Annotated in this window: 23 protein-coding genes, 1 pseudogene and 2 other annotated features; of the genes and pseudogenes, 4 read left to right on the top strand and 20 right to left on the bottom strand. The window is 52.2% G+C overall.

What is annotated here, in order from left to right:
* Positions 1–107: 107 nt before the first annotated feature.
* The 13 genes from DEP07_RS23900 to DEP07_RS23960 all read right to left on the bottom strand — a co-directional run bounded on the left by DEP07_RS23900 (position 108) and on the right by DEP07_RS23960 (position 15,290).
* Positions 108–686 carry a glycerol-3-phosphate responsive antiterminator gene (locus DEP07_RS23900; protein WP_122965794.1) on the bottom strand — a complete coding sequence of 193 codons (579 nt, stop codon included), beginning with the start codon at positions 684–686 and terminating at the stop codon, positions 108–110.
* A gap of 172 nt (positions 687–858) precedes the next feature.
* The gene (locus DEP07_RS23905; protein WP_173595743.1) at positions 859–3,306 is read right to left on the bottom strand and encodes a bifunctional diguanylate cyclase/phosphodiesterase; all 2,448 of its coding nucleotides are present in this window, start codon (positions 3,304–3,306) and stop codon (positions 859–861) included.
* Between the two features lie 38 nt (positions 3,307–3,344).
* Positions 3,345–4,676 carry a globin-coupled sensor protein gene (locus DEP07_RS23910; protein WP_173599168.1) on the bottom strand — a complete coding sequence of 444 codons (1,332 nt, stop codon included), beginning with the start codon at positions 4,674–4,676 and terminating at the stop codon, positions 3,345–3,347.
* Between the two features lie 268 nt (positions 4,677–4,944).
* Positions 4,945–6,075, bottom strand: coding sequence for a response regulator (locus DEP07_RS23915; RefSeq protein WP_173599169.1), 1,131 nt, complete (start codon positions 6,073–6,075; stop codon positions 4,945–4,947).
* Complete coding sequence (locus tag DEP07_RS23920) at positions 6,053–6,883, bottom strand: sensor histidine kinase (protein WP_287103132.1); 831 nt, start codon at positions 6,881–6,883, stop codon at positions 6,053–6,055. The genes DEP07_RS23915 and DEP07_RS23920 overlap by 23 nt, the downstream gene beginning before the upstream one ends.
* Positions 6,880–7,533, bottom strand: coding sequence for a sensor histidine kinase (locus tag DEP07_RS23925; protein ID WP_280648281.1), 654 nt, complete (start codon positions 7,531–7,533; stop codon positions 6,880–6,882). Before DEP07_RS23925 ends, DEP07_RS23920 begins: the two co-directional genes overlap by 4 nt.
* 567 nt (positions 7,534–8,100) lie before the next feature.
* Positions 8,101–8,643: a hypothetical protein gene (locus DEP07_RS23930; protein WP_280648280.1), complete on the bottom strand. Its 543-nt coding sequence runs from the start codon at positions 8,641–8,643 to the stop codon at positions 8,101–8,103.
* Between the two features lie 40 nt (positions 8,644–8,683).
* Complete coding sequence (locus DEP07_RS23935; RefSeq protein ID WP_217021738.1) at positions 8,684–9,433, bottom strand: thermonuclease family protein; 750 nt, start codon at positions 9,431–9,433, stop codon at positions 8,684–8,686.
* Between the two features lie 162 nt (positions 9,434–9,595).
* A complete protein-coding gene (locus DEP07_RS23940) occupies positions 9,596–11,155 on the bottom strand; it encodes a hypothetical protein (RefSeq protein WP_287103134.1) in 1,560 nt (519 codons plus the stop codon).
* Positions 11,139–11,681 (bottom strand): RNA polymerase sigma factor, encoded by a 543-nt coding sequence (locus DEP07_RS23945; RefSeq protein ID WP_173599175.1) that lies wholly within the window; start codon positions 11,679–11,681, stop codon positions 11,139–11,141. Before DEP07_RS23945 ends, DEP07_RS23940 begins: the two co-directional genes overlap by 17 nt.
* Before the next feature lie 81 nt (positions 11,682–11,762).
* Positions 11,763–13,268, bottom strand: coding sequence for a YcdB/YcdC domain-containing protein (locus DEP07_RS23950; RefSeq protein ID WP_173595733.1), 1,506 nt, complete (start codon positions 13,266–13,268; stop codon positions 11,763–11,765).
* Between the two features lie 403 nt (positions 13,269–13,671).
* On the bottom strand, positions 13,672–14,721 hold the full coding sequence (locus DEP07_RS23955) for a MerR family transcriptional regulator (RefSeq protein ID WP_122965783.1): 1,050 nt from the start codon (positions 14,719–14,721) through the stop codon (positions 13,672–13,674).
* Positions 14,722–14,849: 128 nt separating this feature from the next.
* Positions 14,850–15,290, bottom strand: coding sequence for a CBS domain-containing protein (locus tag DEP07_RS23960; protein ID WP_063230771.1), 441 nt, complete (start codon positions 15,288–15,290; stop codon positions 14,850–14,852).
* 182 nt (positions 15,291–15,472) lie between these two features.
* Here DEP07_RS23960 and DEP07_RS23965 point away from each other — a divergent pair, with 182 nt between their 5' ends.
* A complete protein-coding gene (locus DEP07_RS23965) occupies positions 15,473–15,817 on the top strand; it encodes a YugN family protein (RefSeq protein ID WP_063230770.1) in 345 nt (114 codons plus the stop codon).
* 71 nt (positions 15,818–15,888) lie between these two features.
* Entirely contained in the window at positions 15,889–17,058 is a 1,170-nt protein-coding gene (gene ftsW / locus DEP07_RS23970) for a putative lipid II flippase FtsW (protein WP_122965782.1), read from the top strand.
* Positions 17,059–17,110: 52 nt separating this feature from the next.
* Here the strand turns inward: ftsW and DEP07_RS23975 are convergent, their stop codons facing one another.
* Positions 17,111–17,446, bottom strand: coding sequence for an Asp23/Gls24 family envelope stress response protein (locus tag DEP07_RS23975; protein WP_173595731.1), 336 nt, complete (start codon positions 17,444–17,446; stop codon positions 17,111–17,113).
* Between the two features lie 76 nt (positions 17,447–17,522).
* The gene (locus DEP07_RS23980) at positions 17,523–19,151 is read right to left on the bottom strand and encodes a thiamine pyrophosphate-binding protein (protein WP_280648277.1); all 1,629 of its coding nucleotides are present in this window, start codon (positions 19,149–19,151) and stop codon (positions 17,523–17,525) included.
* Positions 19,152–19,408: 257 nt separating this feature from the next.
* Here DEP07_RS23980 and sleB point away from each other — a divergent pair.
* A pseudogene (gene sleB, locus DEP07_RS23985) lies at positions 19,409–20,059 on the top strand (spore cortex-lytic enzyme); the annotation flags it as partial.
* A 74-nt stretch (positions 20,060–20,133) separates the two neighbouring features.
* Here sleB and DEP07_RS23990 read toward each other — a convergent pair.
* Positions 20,134–20,394, bottom strand: coding sequence for a hypothetical protein (locus tag DEP07_RS23990; RefSeq protein ID WP_122965778.1), 261 nt, complete (start codon positions 20,392–20,394; stop codon positions 20,134–20,136).
* A gap of 170 nt (positions 20,395–20,564) precedes the next feature.
* Between DEP07_RS23990 and cax the strand changes: the two genes are divergently transcribed.
* The gene (cax, locus tag DEP07_RS23995; protein ID WP_063230764.1) at positions 20,565–21,608 is read left to right on the top strand and encodes a calcium/proton exchanger; all 1,044 of its coding nucleotides are present in this window, start codon (positions 20,565–20,567) and stop codon (positions 21,606–21,608) included.
* A 122-nt stretch (positions 21,609–21,730) separates the two neighbouring features.
* Here cax and DEP07_RS24000 read toward each other — a convergent pair whose 3' ends face one another.
* From DEP07_RS24000 to DEP07_RS24015, 4 genes are all read right to left on the bottom strand, one after another.
* Complete coding sequence (locus DEP07_RS24000) at positions 21,731–23,071, bottom strand: sodium-dependent transporter (RefSeq protein WP_122965777.1); 1,341 nt, start codon at positions 23,069–23,071, stop codon at positions 21,731–21,733.
* Positions 23,072–23,133: 62 nt separating this feature from the next.
* Positions 23,134–23,381, bottom strand: a binding site (T-box leader).
* Between the two features lie 41 nt (positions 23,382–23,422).
* Positions 23,423–23,664: a binding site (T-box leader), on the bottom strand.
* A gap of 105 nt (positions 23,665–23,769) precedes the next feature.
* Complete coding sequence (locus DEP07_RS24005) at positions 23,770–24,051, bottom strand: YlaN family protein (RefSeq protein WP_063230762.1); 282 nt, start codon at positions 24,049–24,051, stop codon at positions 23,770–23,772.
* 93 nt (positions 24,052–24,144) lie between these two features.
* On the bottom strand, positions 24,145–25,077 hold the full coding sequence (glsA, locus tag DEP07_RS24010) for a glutaminase A (protein ID WP_122965776.1): 933 nt from the start codon (positions 25,075–25,077) through the stop codon (positions 24,145–24,147).
* An 81-nt stretch (positions 25,078–25,158) separates the two neighbouring features.
* Positions 25,159–26,328 (bottom strand): MalY/PatB family protein, encoded by a 1,170-nt coding sequence (locus tag DEP07_RS24015; protein WP_287103135.1) that lies wholly within the window; start codon positions 26,326–26,328, stop codon positions 25,159–25,161.
* Between the last annotated feature and the right edge of the window lie 136 nt (positions 26,329–26,464).

Consider the following 26,464-nt stretch of genomic DNA (forward strand, 5'->3'; position numbering starts at 1 on the left):
CACGCTCGTTCGCTGCACCACCCCCTTTCCAAAACAAAAAACCCTACACAGAGTTAGCGCCTTTTCGCACTAACTCTCTGTAGGGTTTCGCATCTACACATAACCCGTTAACGTATTTTGTTGTCGCGTATGTTCCAAAGTTCACGCTTGCTTGTTGTCACACCGTTGATTCCGGCTGCGAACAGCTCGTGAACGACTTCTGCCGAATCGATAAAGCCACCTGCGAGAATCGGGACATTTTTCACGGCGCGGAACTGGTTCACAAACTGCTTGGCAAAAGGACCCGGGAGAATCTCAATCGCATCGAGATCGCTCATTTCCAGTCCTTTCAAACCATTTTCCAGCGAGCGTGAATCGAGGAGAAAAAATCGGTGAATCCCGATCAATCCTACGTTCTTCGCACGGTTGACAATTTTGGCACTCGGGGAAATGAGTCCATCTACCTGAAACAAGTCCTTGAGCAGCTTGATTCCCATTTGATCCTTGTTCAAGCCGCCGATCAGGTCCACGTGCACAATCACTTTTTTCTTGGCTTCGTGGCATTTTTGCGTCAAGCTTTTCAAATTTCCGATATGGACATCCGACAAAAGAATCACCGGAGCGTCGCTTTGCAGCGCGATCTGAAAATGGCGCAAGTCCCTGACAGAAGGAATCGTGACGTGGTTAGGAAAAAAATCAGTCGCCATCTTGAGACCCTCATTTGACATCTTGTTGGTAATTAAAGCGCTTTCGCCATTTATTTAATAACAGAACGAATCGTTTGTCAACTGCTCCTCACCGGAAATTCCGTTTTTTCAGATAAATCTTTTCCCCGTAAAAAAGGCCAACCCGGTGAGCGCGGGTTGACCTGCTGTGCCTCTATTCAAGGTGCTGCGCCTCGCGGGAAGGCATGATGAACATCGTCTCAACATCTGCCGCCGACAACGGGCTGGCGAAGTAATAGCCCTGAATTTTTTTGCAATCGTTTTCCGTCAAAATGTCCAGCTGGTCTTTTGTCTCGATGCCTTCGGCAATGACATCCAGCTTGAGGTTTTGCGCCATCGCAATGATTGTGGACACGATGGCCCGATCGTTGCGGTTTTGGGAGATATCGGTGATGAAGGAGCGGTCGATTTTCAGCTTGTGAATCGGAAATTTTTTCAGGTAGCTGAGCGAGCTGTAGCCTGTCCCGAAGTCGTCCAGGCTGATGCGTGTGCCAAGCTTGTTCAGCTCCTCCAAAATGTGAATGGAGACAGCCGGGTCCATCATCATGCTCTCCGTGATCTCCAGCTCCAAATACTCCGGGGCAAGCCCCGTTTCTTGCAGGATATTTCGGATATACGTCACGAGGTTGGACTGATGAAACTGGTGGGAAGACAGGTTGACCGACACAGGAATGAGCGGTCCGCCTTCGTCATGCCAACGTTTCATCTGGCGGCACGCCTCGCGCAAAACCCATGTTCCCAAGTCGTAGATCAAGCCGGTTTCTTCGGCTAGTGGAATAAACAGGCCAGGCGAGAGCAGTCCTCTTGTCGGGTGATTCCACCTGACGAGCGCTTCCACGCCAATCATCCGGTTGTATTCGGAATGAAACTGCGGCTGGTAGTAGACGACCAGTTCGTCTCGTTCGATCGCTTTGCGCAAATCGCTCTCCAGCTCGATGTGATCCAGCAGTTGGGCGTCGAGGTCATCCGTGTAGAACAGATGGCCGTTTTTCCCTTGTCGCTTGACCTTGTACATCGCCGCATCCGCTTTTTTCAGCAAGGAGACGGCATCTAACCCGTGCTCTGGAAAAAGGGCTGTCCCGATGCTCGCCGAAATGTAGAAGTCGCTGTCCTTCAGATGAAATGGCTGCTTCAATGTGTCGATGATTTTTTGGGCAAGTTCCGATGCTTCCCGGCCGTCTGGCTCGCATTTGCAAAGAATCGTAAACTCGTCGCCACCCATCCTGGCGATCGTGACCTCGCATCCAGCTGCACTCTGCAAAATCCGCTTGCTCACGCCCTGCAAAAACAAGTCTCCGTAGGTGTGCCCCAAAGAATCGTTGATCATCTTGAAGCGATCCACATCGAGCACCATGACGGCAAACGTCTTTTGCTCGGAAGCGCTGCGCTCGATTGCCTCCTCCAGCAGTTGGTTGAACCTTCTGCGATTCGGCAAGCCCGTCAGTTCATCATGGTACGCCAAGTATTCGATTTTTTGCTTGGCTGCGTTTTCTTCTGTAATATCCTTGACGATGATGTGTGTACCGACGATTTCTCCCGCGATTTCCACAGGTACTTTCATCACGCTCAGCTTGATGACATCGCCACCGGGGTAGCTCCACGCTGTTTCAAAGCTGTTCAGATGCTGCGCCGTCGTCTCGTAGAACAAACTTCTGGTCTGCTCTCTCTCTGCTCTCGGAATGTGCAATCCGATCTGGGCGACGTGGCGATTGATATATTGCTCGGTGATCAACCCGGTTATTTTTTGCACCGCCGGATTCATGTCGATGACCATGCCTGTCTTATCCAGAGAAATAATCCCGTACTCATTGTTTTTATACAAAGATCGATACCAGCTCTCGTTTTCCTCGATCTCGGAATCTTTTTGCGAAAAGCGCTTGTTGATGAACACGCCTATAAGCGTGACGCCCAATAGCAAAAACGTAGCAAACACAATGACGTACGCAAGCGTCTCCGGCTGCATCTGCATTTGCACGTGCTCCCGCACAAGCGAGTCTGTGTGGAAGCTGGCGGCGACCATGCCCGTGTAATGCATGCCCGCGATGGCCGCTCCCATGATCAGGGCGCTGCCCAGCTTGTACAAGGACGCGTAGCGCGTCTGATCTTTGCGGAAGTAAAACAGCAGCCAGAGCGCTGCTACCGAAGCCGTACCCGCAATGATGACGGACAGGACGACCCACCAGCTGTCATACGTAATCCCGATGATCATCGCTGCCATTCCGGTGTAGTGCATGCCGGATATCCCCGCAGCCATGAAAGCTCCCGAGATGACGAGTTCCTTTGGCGTCAGCTCGTCTTTGGTCACGGTGTACAAAGCGATGCTGGAAACAAAAATAGCGAGTACGACAGACAAGATGACGTAGGCCATATCGTACATAACATGGATCGGCAAAGTCAGGGCCAGCATGCCGACAAAGTGCATGGACCAGATGCCCAGCCCCATGGATGTTGCTCCGAAAATCAGCCACAGCACGCGATGTTTTCCCCGACTGATTGTCACTCTGCCTGCCAGATCGAGAGCAGAGTAGGAAGCGGTGACGGCGATTAAATAAGATAAAACAACAAGAAAGCTATCATAAGTTCCGTGAAGTTGGTGTTGCACTCTCTTCCCCCCGCTTTCCTCTGATGACTTGCACAGCGTTACGCTATGCCCGCAGCCTCTTGAAGCGTTTCAGCCGAGATGACCACCTGTTGTGTGGCAACCCCAATTTCCTCCATGCTTTGTACCAGAACGCGCATGCCTGCCTCGACGTTTTCAACCTCGCCAAGACTGCGTGCCATCGACTGGACGATGTGCGCAAACGATTCTTCTGTCGCTTCGGATTCCGCCTTGCTCGCCTGCACGAGTTGATGAACCTCCTGAATCGCGCCCACGACCTCTTCGGTATATGTACGGGTTTGGACGATGTAGGAATTGATCTGTTCCACTGACAGCTTCGTTTGCTCGGACAGCTTGCGAACTTCCTGGGCCACCACAGCAAATCCTTTGCCATGCTCTTGCGCCCGTGCCGCTTCAATCGCCGAATTAAGCGCCAGCAAATTGGTTTGCCCTGCGATGTCCTGGACGATTTTGATGACCGTGCCAATCTCGCGTACGGATTGGTTCAACAGCTCCACGCTTTTTTCCATCGTATTCGTCCGGTTGAAAATCGCTTCGATCCGCCCTTCCAGCTCGCCCAGCTTCACTTTGCCCTGCGATGCCAGATGCTGCGTCTCTCTCGATGTCTGCGCTCCCGAGCGAACACTGCGGTTTACTTCGTTGCTGCTGGAGATCAGTTCTTGCATCGAAGCACTCGTCTGCTCGGCAATCGACGTCATCTGCTCGCAAACCGTAAAAATTTTCGCCTTCAGCTCTTCCTTGACCTGTTCATACTGCTTCTGTTTTTGGCGCAAATTTTCTTTTTCGTAAGCTTCCAGGACGATTTGCTGTTCAAAATTGAGGATTTTCGAAATCACTTTGCCAATTCGGACACTTTCCACTCGATTCTCAATATTTTCGTGGACGATATCGAGCAATGTACTTTGCAAGTTTTGAAAGGCCCCCATGTACCACTTCGGCTCCAGGCCGATTCGATAGTGCACTTCTGCTACACGAATCCGCTTTTGCAAAAACTCGCCGTCGATTTGCCCGCTGAACATCTCGATCAGATGCCGCTCCAACGTCTTTTGCAGCCGTTCCAGCGTGCTGTTGTCCAGGATGATTTGTTTCAGTTCTTCGACATTGGTAATCGTCTGGTAGAAAGCGGACACAATCTCGCGAATATGTGCCTGGATCAGTTTCTGGATCGAGCTTGCCAGCCGGATTTCCTCTATGGTCAAATCAATCATTTCCAGCTGCTTCAAGATCGTCGGATCGGTCACGTCAATCTTTGCTTTTGCGCGATCTTGCTGATCAAGCCACCTGGAATGCTCCATCGGCTTTTTCCGGCTTCCCCACAAACTGTGAAAAAACGAAAATGGACATTTGCTCATGCTCTTCTTCATCCCCTATTCCCAATTCAAACCAGCTACAAACATTGCTTCAGATGCAGTCCCCCAACTGCAACCTATTCTTTAGGCAAATAGACCCTCTTTATGATACAACATCCACCTGAAAGATTTTTGAAACCGTCGCACTTTTTTTGGAAAAAACCTATTTTTTCATGGAAACGCAATATTTATAGGCAAAAAATACTAAAAACAAAAATAGAAATAGGTTTTTTTCATCAAAAAATCCGACCTGTAAAAAGTCGGCTCTTCGTTATGATTTTTGTTTCCACTGCGCAAACCACGCTTGAACCGCCGGATGAGCCTGGGCGTCAAACTCAGTTCGTAGCATAGACACGAGCAAGTCGTATTGCTTTTCCACGGAAAAACGATCGCCAAGCTTGGCGTAAAGACGCATCAGTTCATAATAGAGTGCTTCTTCGGAAGGCAAGATTTTTTGGACGTGCAAATAATGCGAAACGGCCTGTGTCAACTGGTTGCGCTCTACGAAAAAGCGAAAAATGTCATGCGCATGCTGAAGAAATTTTCCGCGCAGTCGGATTCGTTCGGTTTCAGCCCACAAGTAATGATGGTCAGCCAAGTAATCTCCGCGGTACTGCTGTAATACGGACAGATGCACGTCCAATGTTTCCGGATCAAGCGGTGGCGCGGTGTTCAGGTTGGCTTCCCACTCCTGCACGTCCAGTCTCGTGCCATTCATCTCCAGCAAGTAGCCTTCGTCACAGTTGACGATCTGAACGCTCATTTTTTCTTCATTGATGACTTTTCTGATCTGATAAACGGTCGTATAAAGCTGCGTAATCCCTTTTTTCCAATCGATTCCCGGCCAAAACTGGTCGAGAAGAACTTGTTTTTTGACAACCGTTCCCCGGTGGTGTAGCAAAAAGGCGAAAATTTCTTGTGCTTTTACGGTTTTCCAGCGCAACGTCAGCGGCTTTTGGCCAGCCAGCTCTAGTTGCAAAGAGCGAAGGCTGTGGATCAATCCGTTTTCCGGATCAGCATTACGAGCTGCAACAGCCTCAAGCGGCGCTTGTTTGCCGAGTCGCTGAATCGTTTTTTGCAAGCGCTCATGTTGAATCGGCTTCAAAATGTAATCCAGCGCATTCAGCTCAAAAGCCTTGATTGCGTATTCGTCGTATGCCGTCACAAAAACGATCGCCATGTGCGGATACAGCTGCAAAATTCGCTCGGCTAACTCGATTCCGTTGACACCTGGCATCTGAATGTCCAGAAACACCGCATCCATTGGTTCCTGGGTGATTCGTTCGAGAGCCAACTGCGGGTTGCGGTATTGTCCCAAAATGTTCAGCCCGCCGATGCGTTCAAGCTCCTGTGCGAGATGGCGAAGGGCAAGCGGCTCGTCATCCACGATGATTACTTTCATACGAAATCCCTACCTTTTCCAGCGGCAGACGAATCAAAATCTCGGTTCCTGTCCCTTGTGCACTGTTGCTCCGCAATCCTTGGCCGAACAGTTGCCTTAATCGCCGCTCGATATTTTTCAAGCCGATTCCACCAGACAATGAATCTGTAAATAAATGTTCGAGGACATCCGCAGCGATGCCAACGCCGTCATCCTCTACCGCGACGCACACATGCTCGTCTGTTCGGTAGACACGAATGAGCACATGTCCCCCTTCAGCCTGCTGCATAATGCCATGGCGAATCGCATTTTCCACCAGCGTTTGCAACGTCAGAGGCGGGATCAAAAAATCAGTCGTGGTGGAGATTTCAATCTGATAGGAGAGCCAATCTTCAAATCTGACCTTCTCGATGTGCAAGTAAGAACGAACCAGCGCCAATTCCCGTTCGAACGGAATGAGCGGCTCCGAGCTTTCAAACCGGAAGCTCTCCCGCAAATATTGCCCAAATTCATTTAACAAGGAAGCCATCCGGTCAGGTTCACTCCGACTCAGCGACGCAATGGAATTAAGCGTATTTTCATCCTGTTTCCCAGAATTTGCATAGCCTCCCGTCCATCCCGCGCTGTCGTCATCCACGACTAAAATTTCCGCTTCCGCCAATGCTCCCTCGCCGCTCGGCGCAACGCTGACACGATCGGCTCGCATCGTTGGCTTCGGCAGCACAGCTTCAACAAGCTTTCGCGAAACCTCTTGCTGTCCTGTATTCGCCAATGGAATAGCCAGGCGGTATACGACATCTTCAGGAGAATCAGCGTGAACCGTTATCACTCCGTCATTCCCTCGCCCTGCAACCGGATGGAAATGTCGGCAAACGGCTCCTTTACGCTCGCCTCAATGATGATTTTCCCGCGAATCACTTTCTTTTGAGCGTGGATCAAAATGCTCATGAGCAGCTGATCCATTCTCTCCTCATCCGCTAAAATGGGCGGAAACCCCAAAGGAATCTTGTTCTCGAACAAGACGCTGTGATCAAAATCGAGGTAGTACAGCCTCTCGATTCCTTCGTTGACCACTGAGCGAAAGTCAATCGGTCGAACTTGCAGCAGCATAGTTTTGTTGCGCAAGCGGGAAAAGTCGAGCAAGTCATTGACCATGCTTCTGATCGTCCAGCCTACAGAAGTGATAATCCGCAGGTCATGCCTCTGGTCAGGCGTCAGTTTGTCGTCCTCATGCAATCGCGCATCTGCAATGCTGATCGTCGCATTGAGCGGCGTTACCATTTGCTCGGAAATGCTCGCCATAAATTCATTTTTGAACTTGTCGACAAGCAGCATTTCCTGTGTGATCTTCTCGGTCTTGCGGTAAGCGAGAATGACTTGTTGCAGGAACAAAAAAGAAATGACTACGAGGAAGCTGAAGTTTTGAAAGAAGTACCAGCCGCCTTGTTCCGTGATTCCAAAAATGATTAGCGCGTTCAACAAAGCTTCCGATGCAAACAGACAAAAAGCCAGAAACTCATACCAGGCCCCCTCCTCTTTGCTTCGCAAGCTCCAAATGAGCAGAACGAGTATGAAAATATACATCAAGGTAGAGACAAGATTCCACGCTGCTATGTACTGCGTCGCCTAGTCAGGCGGAAACACGAGGATCATGCGAATAAATGCGCAGCTTATAAGCAGTACCAACTTTTTGAGCCACTTGTCTACTCGCCGCTGGCAGCGACGATAGACGAATATGAACACACAGTAATTCAGTCCGATCCTGGCAATCCAGCATATCGTCACAGTTGCGTGAAAAGAAAGAAACGGCAGCAAGTAGGAAAGCCATTTGGTGCTATTCACCGATACAACAACCGCTAGAAAAAAGAAAAACAGGGAGAGCCACTCCCAGCTATTTTTCCGATCAAAAAAAATGGAGAAGTCCGAAATACAAGGTAAACAGCAAATATACTACGAGAATGGCAAAATCAAGTGCAGCGATTCGCTGGTGTTCCCCTACGATTGCAGCAACAGGCCCCATGCTGATCGGCTGAATGATGCCTCCGCTTACGGCATGGTCAAAGTTAACGACTTGAACGAAAATATCGAAGCGCTCTTTCTCGATTTTTTCCACGCGACATACGGAACAGCTTGTCCAAAATATTGCGCCGGGTCTGGGACCACAATTCCTTTCGCGCCAATCTCCTGGCCATCAACGATTAACCGATGGGCAGAGCGAATCAGCGGTACGCGAAAAGCGATCTGCCCGGCTTGCTCGGCATCCATCACCACGGTTAACCGATACGTCCCGTAGCCTATGGCGCTGCGGGCATCGTCAGCATTCAAGCTTGGCCCCCAATTTCCGGGGGTCTGAATGTATGGGAAGCTGGCAGGCTGATTTTCCGGTAGCCTCGAAAGGAGCTGGCCCGGATAAAACTCCCACTCTCCCTTGAGCTTGAGCGGCTTTGTTGCGCCTTCCGTCCACCCGCGCAAATCCATGACTCCTTGTTTGGCTACCGGATCGTGATCCCAGTCAAATAACGACAGCATATTGACGCAGATCACTGCTATTACAACGGCACTCAAAATCGCAATCCGCTTTATGTTCATGCCCTGCCCCCTAGCGCTTTACGGCTTGCCCAGACAAAGACTATCGTTTCGGAGCGCGAAACCCTGCTGCTTGCGCCTCTTCTTCTGTGGCAAACCACATTTCCGCCTTCGTTTGCTCGTAGCTGGCCGAGCCGGGAACATGGTAAATTTTCTCGCCTTTGGCGTTGATGTTGCCTTTGATCGCCTTGCCCTCTGGCGGGGTGTCGCTGTCCGCGGACTTGCTCGGCTGCGCTTTGGACTCATCCTTGGCTTTGTCCTTTTTGCCTGCCGCTTTTTTGTCTGCGTCCTTGGCGTCTGCACCCTGCTCGCCTACATCCAGCCCCCACAGCCCGCGGTTGCCTTCCCGCGCTTCCCGCTCTGCGGTCAAAAACAAATCGGCCTGGGCCACATTCGGCGGGATGGTCATAATCCGCGCATACCCTTCCCGCACCAGCTTTTCGTTGACGAACGTCCCGTCTTCCATGTACACGTAAGCGAGCAGCCGCTGGTATTTGTCGTACGGCTCTACATCGAACTTGAGCGTGACCTTTTTGCCAGTCAGCAGCTCTTTCGTGTAATTGCTCGCTTCCTTGCCGTACGGTTCGACGGGATGGTTAGGCTTGACCGTTTCCGGTGTATCGACTCCGATCATCCTCACCTTTTCCCCGCTCGCCAGCTCAAACGTATCTCCATCGACCACGCGTTTGACGGTCGCCGTCATTTCCCCGTTTGCCTTTGGTCCTTCTGCTGTAGAACAAGCCGCAAGCAAAAGCGCTACCGCGAACAGGTACATCACTAGCTTTCGTTTCATTTTGTCTTCTCCTCTTCCGCATTGCTTCTCGTTATGTACTGCTTTCGTAAAAACCGTCTGACACGCGAAAAAACTGACCCAGAACGTGTCAGTTTTACGCGATTGCGATTTTTATGATTTTATAATTCTCCCCCACAATTTTCAAGCAAAGCCCTGCCTGTTCTACTCTTCGATATAATCAGACAGCATATCTCGCTCCAGCGGAACGTAAACCAGGGAAGGGGCCGTCTCGCCCTTGATCCAGACGTAAGCCAATTGCAGGGGATGGCGCTCTACGTACTGTTTGGCGGCTTCGACAGCGCTTGCTTGCTGGTTTGGTTTGTGCGCAGCCTGCTCCTGTTTCGGCGGCGTCTTCTGAAACCCGACAACTTGACCAGTCGCTGCTTGGACCGTAACGGTGTAGACAGGCAAGGCAGCAGCGTCATTTGCTTTGGGCAACGCTTGAAAATAAATGCGGTAAGCCAGTTTGTCCTGTTCGACTTCCATGACTTGCAAGCCCGTCACTTCCGCAGCGAGGTAATGTTGCAGGAACGAAGCCGCTGTCTGTGTCGCTGCCGCAGCATCTTTGGGAGCGGTTGTCCTGTCAGAAGCAGCAGGCAGACTTTTGTACTCCAGTTCCACGACCTCTCCCGTGGAGGAAACGGTTTTTAGCGCGATGCTGCCGCCGTTCTCCAAGCGCCACCGATAGTTGCGCGTGTCCAAAAAGTCGTTCTCCGCCCGCCAGAACGTTTTTTCCACCGTCAAGCCAAACTCGCTCGCCACCAACTGCACAGCCTCGTCTTCCGTCGTCACCTTCCAGCTTGTCCGCTCGGCATCCAGCTTGTACGTTTTGCCGCGCAACGAGTCGTGTGCCTTGTCAATGCCGATCAACTGCCCGCTTTGCGCATCGAGGAAGCCCATCAGAGCCGGATCGTAGCCACTCGTTTGCGTCTCGACAAAATAAGGCGTCAATGCTTGGACGAGAATCGTTTCGGCCTCCGCTTTTTCGATGGCAGCAGCCGGATCAGGGAAAAGCTGCTCGCTCCATTTGCCTCCTTGAATCTGCTTGGCCGCAATTGCCTTCCCGTTGTTGCGCTCATCCAACCCGACCGTGTAATGCTCGTTGAGAAACGGAAGCCCGTTTACTTGACGCACAAAGACGTGCTGGTTTTGCTTCGGATCGGCAAGCGATTCGACCAGCTTGTACTGACGCTGCTCGGCTCCGATCAGCTGTTCCAAATAGGCCGCCGCCTTTTTGGTTGCGCTGCCATCGGCTGTTGCTGCATACGGCTCGGCTGGCGCGACGGTTTGGCTCGTCGGCGGGGCAACCTGCTTTCTCGTTTCTGTTCGTGTCTCTGTTGCCTTTTGCTTAGTTGGCTTCGCCTGCTGTTCCTTTTCCTGAGCAGCTTTCCCGTCCTTTTCTCGTTCCAGCGGAGAAGTCTTCTGTGCAGACGGCGGATTCACGGTTTCGTAGGAGGGCTTCGCCTGCTCCGAATTGCCAGGCAGCTCCTGTTTCACGGAAGGAAACGCCAGAGAAGTGCCCCATACAGCCAGGGCAAAAAAAGCAGCCGTCTGCAGCGTCCAGCTTGCCGTCCTGCTCATTTTGCTGCGCCTGTCCATCTCGCGCGCCTGTTTGGACAACACCCCTTGCAGCCGCTTGATTTCTTCTGTTCGCGGTGCAGGTACATTTCCGCCTAGCCGTTTCATGCGTTCGTGCAGGAACTCGTCATCTTCCCAATACATGCTTTCCCCCCTCACCTGCTGTTCGCACGTTCAACTGTTTTTGAATCAGCTTGATCGCGCGATGATAGTCCACTTTTACTTTTGATTCGGATATGCCGAGAATTTCCGCTGTTTCTTTTATGCTGCACCCTTTGATGGAACGTAAAATAATAGCCAGACGATATTTGGGCGGAAGCGCGAGAATCGCCTGTTTCAGCTCTTGGTCCCGTTCTTTTTCTACAAACAGCTCTTCCGGCAAGCCATCCTTGGCTGGCAACTCGCTGAACCACCAATCCGCAAAAAAACGTTGAAATTTCCGGCGGCGATACAGGTCGATTGCCGCATGTTTCGCTATGGAAAAAATCCATGTTTTCATCCGGACTCTTCCGTCATACCGCGGCAATGCTTGCAACACTCGTATAAAGACTTCCTGGGTGATGTCCTCGGCGTCGCTCTGATTCCCGATAAAATGATAGAGGAAATAGAAGACATCCTGGTAGTACGTGTCGACCAGGTTCGCAATCCGCTCTTCGTACGTTTCGTTCATTGGGTTTCCTCCGTCTCCCCATCCCTAAAAGGTGCGCCTGCCCGCTTCCGCGAAAGGGCAGGCACATGCTCTATCCGTAAACTATTTCCAAGGGATACTGCTTCCTGTCACGGCATCCACATATTCCTGTACACTTTCACTCTTCGCAGACTTGTACACGAGCAGCGGGTTCGGCTGGCGCTTGCCACCCAATACTGGCTCCAGATAGACCAGGCTCAGCGGATGATGTTTCAAATACTCCTTGGCTGCTTGCTCGCGCGGAACGATGTTGGCCGGATCGGGGTAGGCCACATTTGCCGGTTTGGAAAATTCACCGAACAGTCCGATCACTTTGCCCGTTTCTTTGTCGATCGTCACCTGATAAGCATGGTTTAAGACGGGCAAACCGTTTTGCGTGCGGTAAAAAGTGAAGCGGTAAGCGTTCGGGTCTTTCAGATAGGAGCTTGCATCTAACGCTACCGCTTTCGTCTCTTTGTCCAAGTAGACTTGCAGCACCTGCACGGCTGCTTTCCTCGCTGCTTCCACGGTTACTTTCTGCTTTGGCTCCACATATTGGCTCGGTTCCAGACTCACATCGATGACTTGTCCGGTTGCTGCTTTAACGGATACGTTCGCAACGAATGTTCCCTTTTTCCAGACATAGTTTTGCACCTTGCCCTCTGGCGTATCTTCCGCAGCCCGCTCCACGTAAGTAGCGTCCTCTGTGTTGAAGCCGATGATCGTTTTCAGCAATGCCGCTGCTTCCGCTTTGTCTTTTGCCGTCAAAGTCTTGCCCTGCGGCGATACGGGAAGGAGGGCACCAGAAAGATCGGGTTCATAGTAAAACTGCGAGTGCTGCGTCTCTACCGATTGTCCGGTTTTGGCATCGAGCATGCCCGACCAGGACACATGATAGGTCAGCATCATGCTCTTGCCGTCTTTTTGCAAACGATACGCAGGTGTCATCCGCTCGGCAATTGCTTTCTCGGCTTGCGCTACAGAGATGGCCTCTTCTTTCTTCGGCAAGTTTGCGGAAGACAGCGGATTGCTTGCGGCATTCGCCATCAGCCCTGACACTTCGCCGTTTCCGTTCACGCTGACGAGCAAGTTGCGCTCAAAAAACGGAATGCCGTTTACCACGAGCTGATAACTTGGTGTTCCTAGTTCTTCGGACCGTTTGGCGTCGAACTGGTAGCCTTCCGCAGCATCACCGAGCAGCTCGCGCAAAAACACGTCCGCTTTTTTCTTCTGCTCGTCGGGCGACAGCTCTTCGTCGCCTGCATCATCCGCTGCATATTCGAAGCTCTGAATGCTGCCTGTTTGCTTGTTCAAATAAATGGTCATCGCCGCCTCTTTATCTTCTTCCAGCTTTCTGCGCTCGACGACGATGACGTCACTGTCCTCATCCAGACTCACTTTTTCAACGGGCAACTGCTCCATGTACGGCAGAAGCTTTTCCAGTTTCGCGATCGTTTGCTGCGCGACTCCCTGGGCTTGTGCTGCCGAGCTGTCGGCTGACTTCGCGCTCGCTTGAACTGCCCATGCAGGGCTTGCTGCCAAAAGGGTTGCAGCAACAATTGACATGACGGCACTGTTCCATTTTTTCATTTTCCTTGCCTCCTGAATGGTGAATGTTGTTTTTTGTTGCTCACTGGGTTATTCGCATGAGTTTGGAAAAGGTTACAAATTTTCGCAGCTTGCTCGCAAAAGCTTGTCCCAGGCAAATTCTTTGCGCGCTTCCCAGCGTCTGTGCCCGGCAGATGCCAAACCGAAAAAAACGACCTTCCACAAGGTCGTTTTGTCTATACGTACAGACTTAGTCACGATCGGCGCTAAACAAAAACAGCAGAACAACCACGACAATGATAATCCACAGAAACTCATCGTTATCGCGATCAAAAAAGCCATCGAACAGACCCATAGTGGAGTCCTCCTTTCCTTCTCGTTACAGCCTATGCAGAAGGCTAGGCACGTGTCAGCGATTGGAAGAGCCCAAAAGTAAAGGAATGTTTTAGCGCAGTCTGGCGATGAGCAAATGCGTGTAGACGGTCAGTTGCTTCGCCTCGATTTGAAAGCCGAGAGCGTCAAGCTCTGCAAGCAACCGGGAGCGATCGGCGTAAAACCGATCGTGGATTTGCATGATCGCTTCGTCTTTGCCTTCTCTGGTCAGCTCAGCGATGTGCGCCTGCCTGTGCCCTTCATCCACAAACATGAAATCCGCGATCACCAGGCGCCCTGTCGGCTTCAGTACACGGCGGCACTCCGCCAAGGCGAGCAGCTTTTGCTCATCGTCGAGATGGTGCAGCGCGTAGCTCGTCGCCACAAAATCAAAGCGATTTTCCAAAAACGGGAAGGCGAAAAAGGTGCCGAGCTTCGTTTCCATAGCAGGCAGTTTGCTGCGGCAACGGTTCAGCATTTGCGGCGACTGGTCAAAGCCGCTCATGATCGCTCCCTGGCTGACCAGCCGTTTGGCGAGATTGCCTGTACCCGTGCCTGCGTCCAGTCCGATCTCCCCGTGAATCGGGCCAAGTGCGGCGACGACCTCGTCCAGCACTGTCTCGTATGATTGGTGGGCGTTAAAGCTTTGCGATTCGCTGGTGACCCAGTCGTCGTAATAGTTGGCGATCTGGTTGAAATTCCAGCGATCCACCCAGTTGTCGCGGGACTGCCGCAACCGTTTGTTCGCCTCAGCCAGCTCGAACAGCTCGGCTGGATCGATCGTTTGACTGTGTCCGATCCGCTCGATCATCGCTTCTGTCGTCTGGATGACTTTGGCCATTTCCACCCATCGCGTGTACATGAAAGAGCGCTGGAGATCCAGATAATGCAGCAGACTGCCTTCCTGCTCCTTCATTTGCGAGAGCAGCTCGCGTATATCGTCAATCGACATGCCGACCTCGCGCAGCGTGATGATCGTTTGCAATCGCCATACATCTTCTTCGGTAAAATGACGATACCCGGACTCATCTGCTTTGGCTGGCTTGATCAGCTCTTTTTCTTCATAATAACGAATCGCTCTTGGCGTAATTTGCAGCCTGCGCGCCATATCATTGATCAGCATGCATTTCTCTCCCTGTCAGCTTCTTATCGGTATCATATACCTTACCGTTGCGTCAATGTACAGGGAAAAACGAAAAAAACTGCCTGTGCGGCAGCTTTTTCTCAGCTTGCTTCTCTTGTATCCGCCTGTTAGTGGCGGGCAGGCTCGGAAATTTCCTGAAGCGCATCGCTCGCCTCATCGTGGTGTACTTGGCGGATCGCCATGTCCGCAATCGCGACAATCCCGACCAGCTTGCCGTTTTCTACGACAGGCAGGCGACGAATTTGGTGCTCAGCCATGATTTTTGCTGCTTCATCGACCGTCATGCCCGGCTGGCCGAGAACGATGTCCTTGGTCATGACGACCTCTGTCGCCGTCGAGCCTTCATGCTTCTCGGCCAGGCCGCGAATGACGATATCGCGATCCGTAATTACCCCGATCACATCGTTCTTTTCATCGACAACCGGAATGACACCGACGTTCCAGTCGCGCATTTTGCAAGCTACTTCGTACACATTATCCTTAAGCGTCACCGTTGCGACATCTTTGGTCATAATTTCGCGCAGTGTGCGGTTTTCCACTTTCGCCATCTTGTTCTCCTCCTTTTGCTGTTTGCTAATGAACGGTTGTAGTGTGTCCTCTCTGCTCTCATTTCATGCGCTGCAAAAGGGTATGATAAGATCGTGGCGGAACAGAGTTATGCATTGCGCTTCTTCCAAAAACAGACTATCATTAATAAGTGAAAATCTCACCATTTGTAGGAGGAAAAAGAATGGTTATCAAGGACACGGGGATTGGCACGAAAGAAGTTTTTTTCGCTGATCTGGAACATTACATGAGCGAACTCGGCTTTGATCGTGGCGCCTGGGATTACAAGCACGCTACATACGATTATAAAATCCAAGATAAAGGAAACGTTTACTACCTGCGCATCGAAGCAAACGTGACCGAAGGCAAGCTGGAAGATTCCCACGCTGTCCTGAAATTGGATGAGCCGTACATGGGCAAACACCTTTTCCCACACGGATTGGACTACGACTATCCAATGCCTGATTCCGTTGTAAAAACTGCCAAGCTGAAACTGCAAATGCTCGGCGAAAAGCTTTCCTCGCACTAATTTCAAAATGAAAATGTCTTGCGATACAGAGAGGTATCCCCTCTCTGTTTCACGTAGAAGGGGGTATTACCGTGAAGACGAGGGGCGTACCTGACTTCCTGCTCCTGTTTTTAACTGCCCTGATTGTCGGGTTTGGTATTACCATGGTGCTTAGCTCAAGCTCCATTTTCGCCCTGACCAGCTTCACAGCCAATGGCTGCTCCTATTGCAACGGGGACGAGCTGTATTTCGTGAAGCGGCAAATTCGCTTCCTCCTGATCGGTGTCGTCGGCATGCTGGTCGCCATGAATATTCCCTTCTCCTTTTACAAACGCAATTTCCTGCTGATTGCGATGGTGAGCTTCTTCATGCTCGTGCTCGTACTGATTCCGGGAATCGGTGTCAATATCAAGGGAGCGCGGTCCTGGTTCCAAATCGGCTCATCCAACCTGCAACCAGCAGAGTTTGCCAAGCTTGGCCTGATCTTGTACCTGGCGGCCATTCTCTCGAAAAAAGGAGAAGGTGTACGCAAACTCAAGTCAGGTTTGCTGCCGCCGCTCATGGTCACAGGTTTGTTTTTTCTCCTGATTGTCGTGCAGCCCGATCTCGGGTCCGCCGCCATTTTGCTCGGGAGTGCTCTCGTTGTGATGATCTGCGGCGGGGCCAGACTTCGTCATCTGATCGGCCTCGGCGGTCCGGTTGTCACCGTCGCCTTGCTTGCCTACATCACGACGAAGTCTCACGCCTTGAACCGGATCAACTCTTACCTCAATCCTTGGAACGATCCAAGCGGAACCGGGTACAACATCATTCAGTCGTGGATCGCCATCGCTCACGGAGGATTGTCCGGGACTGGCTTCGGGAAGAGCATCCAAAAGTATTTGTACTTGCCCGAGATGCATACCGACTTTATTTTCTCGATCATTACTGAGGAGCTTGGCTTCATCGGCGCTTCCTTGTTTTTGCTGGTTTATTTGCTGTTTTTGTTGCGCGGCATCCATATTTGCCTGCGCGTCAAAGACACGTTTGCCAGCTTGGCCGGAATCGGTGTCGTCACGATGATTGCCTTGCAGGCGATCTTGAATATCGGTGGCGTAACCGGACTGATCCCGCTGACAGGCGTGCCGCTGCCTTTTATCAGCTACGGGGGGTCATCCCTGCTCGTTTGTCTGATCTCGACAGGCTTCTTGCTGAGCGTATCACGTGAGGTCAGCCGCCAAAAGCTGGAAGAACAGATGAAAAAACAGCCGTACTCGATGTAGGGCGCCTATTCGTCTCCAAAGAAAAAACGGCCTGCTGTTGCGCAGGTCGTTTTTATTTGCTAATATCGACGGTCTCCACATGCACGTTGACCGCATCCACAAACAGTCCGGTCAAGCTCTCCACCGCTTCTTTCACCTTTTCTTGCAGCGTGTGGCAAACGTGATGAATTTGCGATCCGTAACGGACCGATACCCGCATGTCAATGATGACCCTGTCCTCCGTTACCGCTACCGTGATTCCTTTTGCACCGCCATTCAGCTTTTTCGCCAAATCTTGATACAAACCGCCGGATCTCACCGAAATCTCCAATACATCCTCTACTGCCACAGCGGCAATGATCGCGATCACTTGATCGGCCACTCTGATCTCGCCCAGTCTTTCAGCCATCAGGATGCCCTCCTCTTTTGACCGAATGATAACGGCTGTTCCCGTGTTATCTGATTTTTCTTTCATTATAAACAAATCATGCTTGGGCTTGGAAGGGGATTTGTTTTTTTCTCTCGGTTAATGTCGGAGCGGTGCAATGAATGTCAAGCAGTGTCAAACGATTGCTGGCGAGCGCTTGCTGCAAAGCCGGCTCCAGCTCCGCAGCGCTGCGCACCGACACGGAGTCAGCCCCGCACGCCTTGGCCCACAGGCAAAAGTCTGGATTTGTCAGCCTCACGCCGAAGGAGCCGTAGCCTTCCTGCTTCATTTTCAACTCCTCCAAGCCGAGCGTCTGGTTGTTGACGACGATCAGCGTGATCGCAAGCTGCTGCTCCACCGCCGTCATCAGCTCCGCGAGGTTCATTTGCAGTCCGCCGTCGCCTGTCACACACACGACTTGTCTGTCGGGAAAAGCGAGCTTGGCCGCAATCGCGGCTGGCAGGCCGAAGCCCATCGTGCGCCACTTCCCGGAAAACAGCGGGTACTGCCTGACTGCGCGAAATGCGCGATTAAACCAGATCGTATGCTCTCCGGTATCGAGCGCCACAATCGCGTCCTCCGCCACCATTCGCCCTACTGTATGCAATAACAACTCCGGCTTCACCGCTTCGTCGGGCGATGACGCCTTGCTGATTTGCTCATTTTCCGCCCAAAGCTGCTCATGCCAGCTCTCTACTCTCTGTTCCCAAGCTTCGCCACGCTGACGATTTTTTAAACGGGCAAGCCACAGCGGCAATACGTCCAGCAGATCGGCAGTGACGGAAAGAAGCTTCGGCTGTGCATGCATAGACGTAGCAGCATGATCGACCTGAATAATCGGCAGATGCTTCGGAATAAACTCTTTTGGAAACCAGCTCGCCCCCAAAATGACGAGCAAATCCGCTTCGTCAAGCGCTTGCAGCACCCCCTCGCTTCCCCCTTCACCCAAGCCGCCCAGCACAAGTCGATGCGACTCCTCGATGGCCCCTTTTGCCCCCAAAGACAAAACAATCCCGGCCCCAAGCTGTTCAGCGAACCGCAAGCAAAGTGCCGCCGACTGCCGCGCGCCAATCCCGAGCAAAACGAGCGGCGCTTTGGCCTGCATGATCTGGTCAGCCGCCGATTCGATCTCTACGCGATCACCCAGCACGCGCGGGATGCGTGGCAATGACGGAAGGATTGTCGCTTGCGTTTTTTCGGCAAACACATTTTTGCAAATGGACAGATGCGCGACGTCTTTTTGCTGCGCGGCGGAAACAAAAGCGCGATGGAGCACCTCGCCCACGGCATCTGGTTCAGTCACCGTCGCCTGATAGCAGCTGATCGGGCGAATCATGTCTTCCTGCGCCACATACTGCTTGTAGCCGCCCCCGAGCTTGGCTGTCTCGACTTGTCCGGTAATGGCGATGACAGGAACGCGGTCTGTATGCGCGTCCGCCAATCCATTGAGCAGATTGACAAATCCCGGCCCCATCGTCGCGGTACATACCGCCGGCTTGCCAGTCAGCTTCGCTTCCGCACTCGCCATCATCGCGGCGGCAGACTCGTGTTTGCATGCGATATATCGCAGCTCTGACTGCTTCCCCAGTGAATCCAGCCAGGCAAAAATGCCATCCCCGGCCACTCCGTAAATGCGTTTGACTCCCCATTCGGCGAGCTGCCTGGAAAGATATTGCGCCACAAGCATCGTTACTCCTCCATTTCTTCGTTAGCGAAAAGTCAATGGTAGTGTACGCATTCTCCAATATTTTACTAGGGCCTCTTGTCGAAAGTTGGAGAACCTAACAATTATCATCAGCTGATAAGCACATTCCCAAAGGAGGATCAAAAATGAAGCAGCCTGTGAAATGGCTGATCGCACTGGCAGCAGTAGCAATCGTCGTCACCACCGCCGTCATGGCTTCCCCGCTGCGTTCTGACGCATTCAGCCAACAAGTCGTCAAAGTCGGCACAGAAGGAAGCGATGTTCGCGAAATGCAATACCGTCTCAAGCATTTAGGGTTTTACACCGGAACGGTTGACGGTATTTTCGGCTGGCGCTCTTACTGGGCACTCCGCAACTTTCAGTATGAGTTTGGTTTGCCCGTAGACGGCGTTTTGGGGCCGAAAACGAAAGTGAAGCTGTACAATGCCACCAAAAACTACAAGCCAACCGCTGCGGATTTGGGCGCGTCGCAGGCGGCTCCAAGCGCACCCGCGCCAAGCAATCCCAAAAAAGAGACGTACCACGCCGCCAACATATCAGCCAACGACTTGCGGCTGATGGCAAATGCGGTATACGGCGAATCTCGCGGCGAGCCTTACATCGGTCAGGTAGCCGTTGCGGCGGTCATCTTGAACCGGACGAAAAACCCCGCCTTCCCGAACACGCCAGCCGGAGTAATCTTCGAGCCTCGCGCGTTCACTGCCGTAGCGGACGGACAAATTTGGCTGACCCCAAACGAGCAGTCCAAAAAAGCGGTCAACGATGCGCTGAAAGGCTGGGACCCAACCGGAGGAGCCATCTACTACTTCAACCCGGACACAGCCACATCCGGCTGGATTTGGAGCCGCCCGCAAATCAAAAAAATCGGCCGGCACATCTTCTGCCGATAAGCCCGAAACACGAAAACAGGCACTACAGTCAACAAGACTGCGTGCCTGTTCCCTTTTGTCCGCGGAAACTGCGTTCATTGCGAACGCTGGGTCTGCATATGCTCTGCCATTTTGACAAAGCGCTCTTCTGATTCCGTCGTGCCGCACACTCCACACTGGATCATGTATGAGTCGCCTTTATACGGCTGATGAAAAATGTCCAGCTCCTCGCTCGACAGTTGCTGAACTACCTCGCCTGTTTGCGGGTCGAGACGCATGTAGCGCGGTACTTGCTCGATGATCGTAAAGCGCATCCGGTTTGACTTGCATGTAGGACAAAGCATCGGCTTGGTCATAAAAGCACCTCCCTGTCTTGTTTCATCGTTTAGTTTCTGTCAGAAGAGGAACTCTATACCTATCTTCCCAATTCCGCGCAGGGACCAACTTTTTGGTACAAAAAGGAAGACAATGCTGGTATGATTCAATAGGTAGGTAAGTAATTTGATTCTGCATCTGAGGTGATCACATGAATTTACGACTTTTCTTTTCGCTCGTCGGAGCATCTGTGCTGCTGGCTGCCTTCGCGCACTACTTCACAGAAAACGAGTTTTTCCAATTTGCTACCTCCGCCCTGGCGATTATTTTTCTCGCTGCCTGGCTCGGCAAATCGACGGAAAGCGTCGCGCATTACGCCGGTGACCGGATCGGCGGGTTTTTGAACGCTACTTTTGGCAACGCCGCAGAACTTATCATTGCTTTTTTCCTCGTCAAGGAAGGCTTGTTCGACATGGTCAAGGCATCGATTACCGGGGCGATTATCGGCAACATGCTCCTCGTGCTCGGACTCAGCGTGTTGCTTGGCGGACTCAAGTACAAGGAGCAAAACTTCAACAGCAGACTCGCTGGTCACAACGCTTCGCTGATGACGCTGGCGATCGTCGCGCTGTTTATCCCTGCCGTCTTCATGAGAGAGCTGCCGCCTGTGAAAATTGAGACGCTCAGCATCGTCATCGCGATTTTGCTGATCATCGCCTACGTTCTCTGGCTGATTTTCTCGATGATTACGCACAGCGACTTTTTGTCCGATATCGAGCCGCACGAAAGCGACGCGGTCTGGTCAAAAGGCGTCTCCATCCTGATGCTCGCCATCTCGACCGTGTTTGTCGCCGTCGTCTCCGAGTGGCTTGTGCACGGCGTCCAGCACGTCTCCCATTCGCTTGGCTGGTCCGAGCTGTTCGTCGGTGCGTTCGTCATCGCCATCATCGGAAACGCCGCCGAGCACAGTGCTGCCCTGTTGCTCGCCATGAAAGGACGGATCGGCGCTGCCGTGGAAATCGCCATCGGCTCCAGCCTGCAAATCGCGCTGTTCGTGGCGCCCACACTCGTTTTGGTCAGCCTGTTGCTCGGCAATCCGATGGACATCGTGTTTACGCCATTTGAACTGGCCGCCATCGGAGTCGCCACGTTCATTACGATCTCGATCACGAAAGACGGAGCGACCAACTGGTTCGAAGGGGTGCTTTTGCTTACGGTGTACATTATTTTGGGTACAGCCTTTTTCTTCGCTTGACGAGAGATCGCGCATAACTTTCGTCGTTCCCCGTAACGGGAATCTAGGAAAAGTCAGCTTCACTGAAAAAAGGAGTGCATGCGGCAGTTGACGCCGTAGCGCTCCTTTTTCGTGAATAGATGTTACCAGATCCCGAGCATTTGCATGAACACCAGCACAATCGCCAGCGGGGAAACGTATTTCAACAGCAGCAGCCAGATGACAAACAATCGTTTGCTGAGCGGGGAATGGTCAGCCCGCAGCTCCTCGATCAGCACTTCCCGCTTCATTTTCAGCGGGACGAAAATCGCGATCAGCAAAGCCCCAAGCGGCATCAAAATGTTGCTGACGAGAAAATCGAACGCGTCGAAAATCGATTTGTCAAACAGCTTGATGTCGCTCCACACGCCAAACGACAAGGCGGAAGGCGCTCCGACGATGAAAATGAGCAGCCCGATGATCCAGGACAGCCGCTTTCTTTTTGCTTCGTTCCCTTTTGTCAGAGACGCGACGATGATCTCCAGCATGGAAAAAGCCGAGGTCAGCGTAGCAAACAAGAACAAGGCGAGGAAGATCAACAGGAAAAAGCCGCCGAACGTAATCTTTTCAAACACGGATGGCAAAACGATAAACAGCAGACCTGGCCCAGCCGTCGGCTCCATGCCGAGCGAGAAAACCGCAGGGAAAATCGCCAGTCCGGCAAACAGGGAGACGAAAAGGTTCAGGCCGACGATCGAGCCTGCGGAACGGACAAGGCTTTCGTTTTTCGCCAAATACGAGCTGTACGTCACCATCACGGATACCCCGACGCTGAGCGAGAAAAACGATTGGCCCAGCGCGTACAAGATCGATTCCGCACTCAGCTTGGAAAAGTCCGGACGGAGGAAGAACGACACGCCCTCCATCGCTCCCGGCAATGTCAAGGAGCGGAACATCAGGACGAGAAAAAGAATAAACAAGGCCGGCATCATGTATTTGTTCGCGGATTCGATTCCGCTCTGCACGCCGCGCGCCACGACCCAGGCTGTAATCAGCATGAACACGAACTGGGCGGCAACAGAACCGAATGGAGCGGAAATGACTTCTCCGAAAAGCTGCTCATACGAAGCGCCCATGAGCTGCCCCGTCACCCCGCGCAGCAAGTAAGTAAGAATCCAGCCCCCGACGACACTGTAAAACGACAGCAGCAAAAAGCACGTCACGACTCCAAGCCGACCGATCCAATGCCACAAAGTACCCGGCGCAATCGCGCGATAGGCGCTGATCGCTTCTTTTTGCGTACTGCGGCCGATGACAAATTCACCGAGCAACAACGGCAAACCGATGACGAGCGTAAAAATCAGAAACAGACAAAAAAATGCTCCTCCCCCGCTCGTCCCTACCATGTACGGGAATTTCCAGATCGCCCCCAGCCCAATCGCCGAGCCAGCCGCGGCCAAAATAAAACCGAGGCGGCTCGTCCATTGCTCTGTTTGATTTTTCATGATCAATCACTCCTCAACTATACATACATCTTGTTCCAATGGAATAAAAAAAACCCGCCCCAAAAAGGGACGAGTTGTTCGTTCTCGCGGTACCACCCTAGTTAGGCATCGCCTTTTTTCCAAAAGACATGCCTCTCCTCGTCATTGATAACGGGTATGACCCGGACTCTCCTACTAGCGGCGCCATGCGTTCAGAGGTCAGCTCCAGAGTGAATTCTACGAAGACTATTCCTGCGGCCGCTCTCAGTCTGTGGCGGCGCTTCCCTGTCAGGCAGCACTTTCGTATACTACTCTCTTTCGTCGCTATTTTCCTATGCAGGGGGTCGGCTAAATATAAAAAAACCCGTCCAAAAAAGGGACGAGTCTGTTCGCGGTACCACCCTGATTAAGCACCAAGAACATAGGACGTTCCCGGCACTTCACTTGCTCATCGTTAACGGAATGACCCGTTTCCTCCTACTTGGCCTGCGCCGTTCAAAGGGCTGCTCTGGAGGGAATTTCACGAGGCTCACTTCAAAGCTGCTTGCAGTCTTCGGCAGCTTCTCCCTGTCAAGCGATGTCATTCGTGTACTGGTCTCCGTCATTGCATTTTAGTTGTTATTGAAATGCTAGTGTTAAATTTAATATATACAACACAAATAGGCAAGACTTTTTTCAAAAAAAAACGAAAAGCGAGGATGATCACCGCTCTCCTCGCCTTACTTTTGGTTGAACAGTTCATGGAGAGTCGCCAGCTTGCGCTCCAGTGAACCCATGATATCACGGCCGATTTCTTCACCAATCAGTCCAAGTCGCACTGCATACTCTACTTCACGGGAAAGCCCGAACATTTGTGTATCAAGCACTTCTTCATACAGTGGGCACTGCGGCATGGTCAGGTTTTCCATCTGCACGTCGATTAGCTTGTAAATCTTGTCTGCGTCCGCTTTAAGCAGTGCTAGCGCTTTCTGTTCCAAGTCAGGAACTTTAATTTCTGTCAAAACCTATCCCTCCGTTTGCCTCCATCCTTATCATACATAGTACGCGATTCTGGGCCATTTGAAAAGGGGAGAAGCTAGATCAACTGCAAGAAGCTAAAAGATACCAAGATTCCATTCTTGTGAGAGAAGCTCAAGCAACTTGACTCCGGCAACCGAATTTCCTTTTTCATCCAGAGCAGGGCCGAACACGCCGATCCCCATCCGTTGCGGCACAGCTGCCATAATGCCGCCAGCCACTCCGCTTTTCGCCGGAATCCCGACATCGATGGCAAACTCCCCGGATGCGTTGTACATCCCGCAAGTCACCATGAAAGTCTTGCATATGCGGGCAACTTCTCGTGGAATGATTCTTTCGCCTGTATGAGGGATAATGCCATCGGCGGCGAGCACCATGCCCAATCTCGCCACATCTTTTGCCGTTACCTCGATGGCGCAATGACGGAAGTACAGATCAAGCGTCTCTTCCACATCCGTGGTCAGCACTCCGCTGTCCTTCAAAAACCAGGCGAGCGCGCGATTGCGGTCAGCCGTCCGCTTTTCCGAGCGGTAAACCGCTTCATTGACAGACAGCCCACGATTCCCCGTGACGCTGCGCAGCAGGCCCAGAATCGCGTCCAGACGCTCTTCTACGCCATTGCCCTGGATCATTCCCGCAACCGCGATCGCCCCGGCGTTGATCATCGGGTTGAGCGGCTTGTGCGGCTTGATCGTCTCCAGCTTGATAATCGAATTGAACGGGTCGCCTGTAGGCTCCTTGCCCACCCGCTCAAATACATGCTTGTGTCCGTTTTGGCACAGGGCGACGACCAGCGAGAAAATTTTCGAAATGCTCTGTAGGGTGAAGGGAACATCCGCGTCTCCCGCTGATACAATCGTCCCGTCCGGCATACAGACGGCCGCGCCCAGCATGCGCGCGTCTACTTTTGCCAATTCGGGTATATATGCTGCTACCTTGCCTTGTCCTGTATATTCGCTGGCCGCTTGTACTTTCTCGGCCAATTGATTGGATGCACTCTCGATGTCCATCTGTTATCCCCTCTATCCATACTCGTGATGCATATGAATAGATTGTAGATTTGAATGCGTCGGCTGTCAAATTGTGGGACGCTATTCCACGATCGCCCGCTTCAGCCGCTCCATCGCTTCCACAACGACAGAGTGAGGGCAAGCAAAGTTGACGCGCTGGAAGCCTTCCCCTTCCTGGCCGAACACAAGGCCGTCCTGAAAGCCGAGCTTGCCTTTCTCCCGAAGCAGGCTGCTCAACTCGGCCTGTTTCAGTCCCAGGCTGCGAAAGTCCATCCAGCCCAAATACGTCGCTTGCGGAACCGGCATGCGAACCGCTGGCACGTGCTCGGCCAAAAAGCGGCTCATATAAGTCGCGTTTTTGTGCAAGTAGGAAAGCAAAGCTTCGAGCCACGGCTCCCCGTAGCGATAGGCAGCAATCGTCGCCTCCATCCCGAACAGGTTCACATTTTCACAGCCCATTCGCGAAGCCGTCACGGCAAAGTCACGCAGCAATTGGCGATTTTCCGTCAACAGGTAGGAAGTAAACAATCCTGCCAGATTGAATGTTTTCGATGCCGCCAAAAACGTGACGCTCTGCCTCGCCAGCTCCGTTGGCAACGAGTAGTACGGAACGTGGCTGCCTTTTTCATAGACCAGATCGGCGTGAATCTCATCCGCCACGACGACGACCCCGTGCTCCACGCAGAGCGTGCCCAATCGCACAAGCTCCTGCCTCGTCCAGACCCGTCCAATCGGATTGTGCGGACTGCACAGAAGCATCAGCTTTACCCGTGGATCGCTCAGCTTGTTCGCCAAATCATCCCAGTCCATCTCATAATGCCCATTTTGCTCCACCAAGGAGCTGCGCACGACTTGCCTGCCGCGATTTTCCACCGCATGAAAAAACGGATGGTACACGGGAGTCTGGATCAGGACGCGCTCCCCTGGTGATGTATATGCCTCTATCGCCACATGAATGCCAGGAATCACACCGGGAATGCCCGTCATCCAGCTCGTCTGCACCTCTACTCCATACCGTCTCTGTATCCACTCCTGCAAGCTTTCATAAAAAGCCGCGCTTTTCAGCGGATACCCGTAGATCGGGTGCATCGCCCGCTGCGTGATCGCTTCCGTCACTTCCTTGGGACATGCGAAGTCCATGTCGGCCACCCACATCGGCAGCACGCCTTCTCCGTTCACTTTTGGATTGTCAATGTCCCATTTTACACTGTCTGTCCCTCTTCGCTCGATTCTCGCATCAAAGTCGTACACGTTGTCTCCTCCCGCATATCCGAAAGCTTCCGGCCATTTTGTCCTTTATTTTTACAACTATGTCCAGCATACCCCCTCTTGGCAAGATTGTCCAAGCGTGAGGCGAAAGCATCGTTTGCCCTTTTTCAAAAAGGTA

It is taken from the genome of Brevibacillus sp., assembly GCF_003521185.1.
GTDB classification, from domain to species: Bacteria; Bacillota; Bacilli; order Brevibacillales; family Brevibacillaceae; genus Brevibacillus; species Brevibacillus parabrevis.

Excerpts from the sequence above, each read along its gene's own strand:
- glsA (WP_122965776.1), bottom strand. The coding sequence starts at position 25,077 with ATGGACATCGAGAGTGCATCCAATCAATTGGCCGAGAAAGTACAAGCG.
- DEP07_RS23930 (WP_280648280.1), bottom strand. The coding sequence starts at position 8,643 with ATGAACATAAAGCGGATTGCGATTTTGAGTGCCGTTGTAATAGCAGTG.
- DEP07_RS23955 (WP_122965783.1), bottom strand. The coding sequence starts at position 14,721 with ATGCTGATCAATGATATGGCGCGCAGGCTGCAAATTACGCCAAGAGCG.
- DEP07_RS24000 (WP_122965777.1), bottom strand. The coding sequence starts at position 23,071 with ATGAAAAATCAAACAGAGCAATGGACGAGCCGCCTCGGTTTTATTTTG.
- DEP07_RS23935 (WP_217021738.1), bottom strand. The coding sequence starts at position 9,433 with ATGAAACGAAAGCTAGTGATGTACCTGTTCGCGGTAGCGCTTTTGCTT.
- DEP07_RS23945 (WP_173599175.1), bottom strand. The coding sequence starts at position 11,681 with ATGAACGAAACGTACGAAGAGCGGATTGCGAACCTGGTCGACACGTAC.
- DEP07_RS23990 (WP_122965778.1), bottom strand. The coding sequence starts at position 20,394 with ATGACCAAGCCGATGCTTTGTCCTACATGCAAGTCAAACCGGATGCGC.
- cax (WP_063230764.1), top strand. The coding sequence starts at position 20,565 with ATGAATTTACGACTTTTCTTTTCGCTCGTCGGAGCATCTGTGCTGCTG.
- DEP07_RS23950 (WP_173595733.1), bottom strand. The coding sequence starts at position 13,268 with ATGAAAAAATGGAACAGTGCCGTCATGTCAATTGTTGCTGCAACCCTT.
- DEP07_RS23980 (WP_280648277.1), bottom strand. The coding sequence starts at position 19,151 with ATGCTTGTGGCGCAATATCTTTCCAGGCAGCTCGCCGAATGGGGAGTC.
- DEP07_RS23900 (WP_122965794.1), bottom strand. The coding sequence starts at position 686 with ATGGCGACTGATTTTTTTCCTAACCACGTCACGATTCCTTCTGTCAGG.
- DEP07_RS23910 (WP_173599168.1), bottom strand. The coding sequence starts at position 4,676 with ATGAGCAAATGTCCATTTTCGTTTTTTCACAGTTTGTGGGGAAGCCGG.
- DEP07_RS23915 (WP_173599169.1), bottom strand. The coding sequence starts at position 6,075 with ATGAAAGTAATCATCGTGGATGACGAGCCGCTTGCCCTTCGCCATCTC.
- DEP07_RS23940 (WP_287103134.1), bottom strand. The coding sequence starts at position 11,155 with ATGTATTGGGAAGATGACGAGTTCCTGCACGAACGCATGAAACGGCTA.
- DEP07_RS23975 (WP_173595731.1), bottom strand. The coding sequence starts at position 17,446 with ATGGCTGAAAGACTGGGCGAGATCAGAGTGGCCGATCAAGTGATCGCG.
- DEP07_RS23965 (WP_063230770.1), top strand. The coding sequence starts at position 15,473 with ATGGTTATCAAGGACACGGGGATTGGCACGAAAGAAGTTTTTTTCGCT.
- DEP07_RS23960 (WP_063230771.1), bottom strand. The coding sequence starts at position 15,290 with ATGGCGAAAGTGGAAAACCGCACACTGCGCGAAATTATGACCAAAGAT.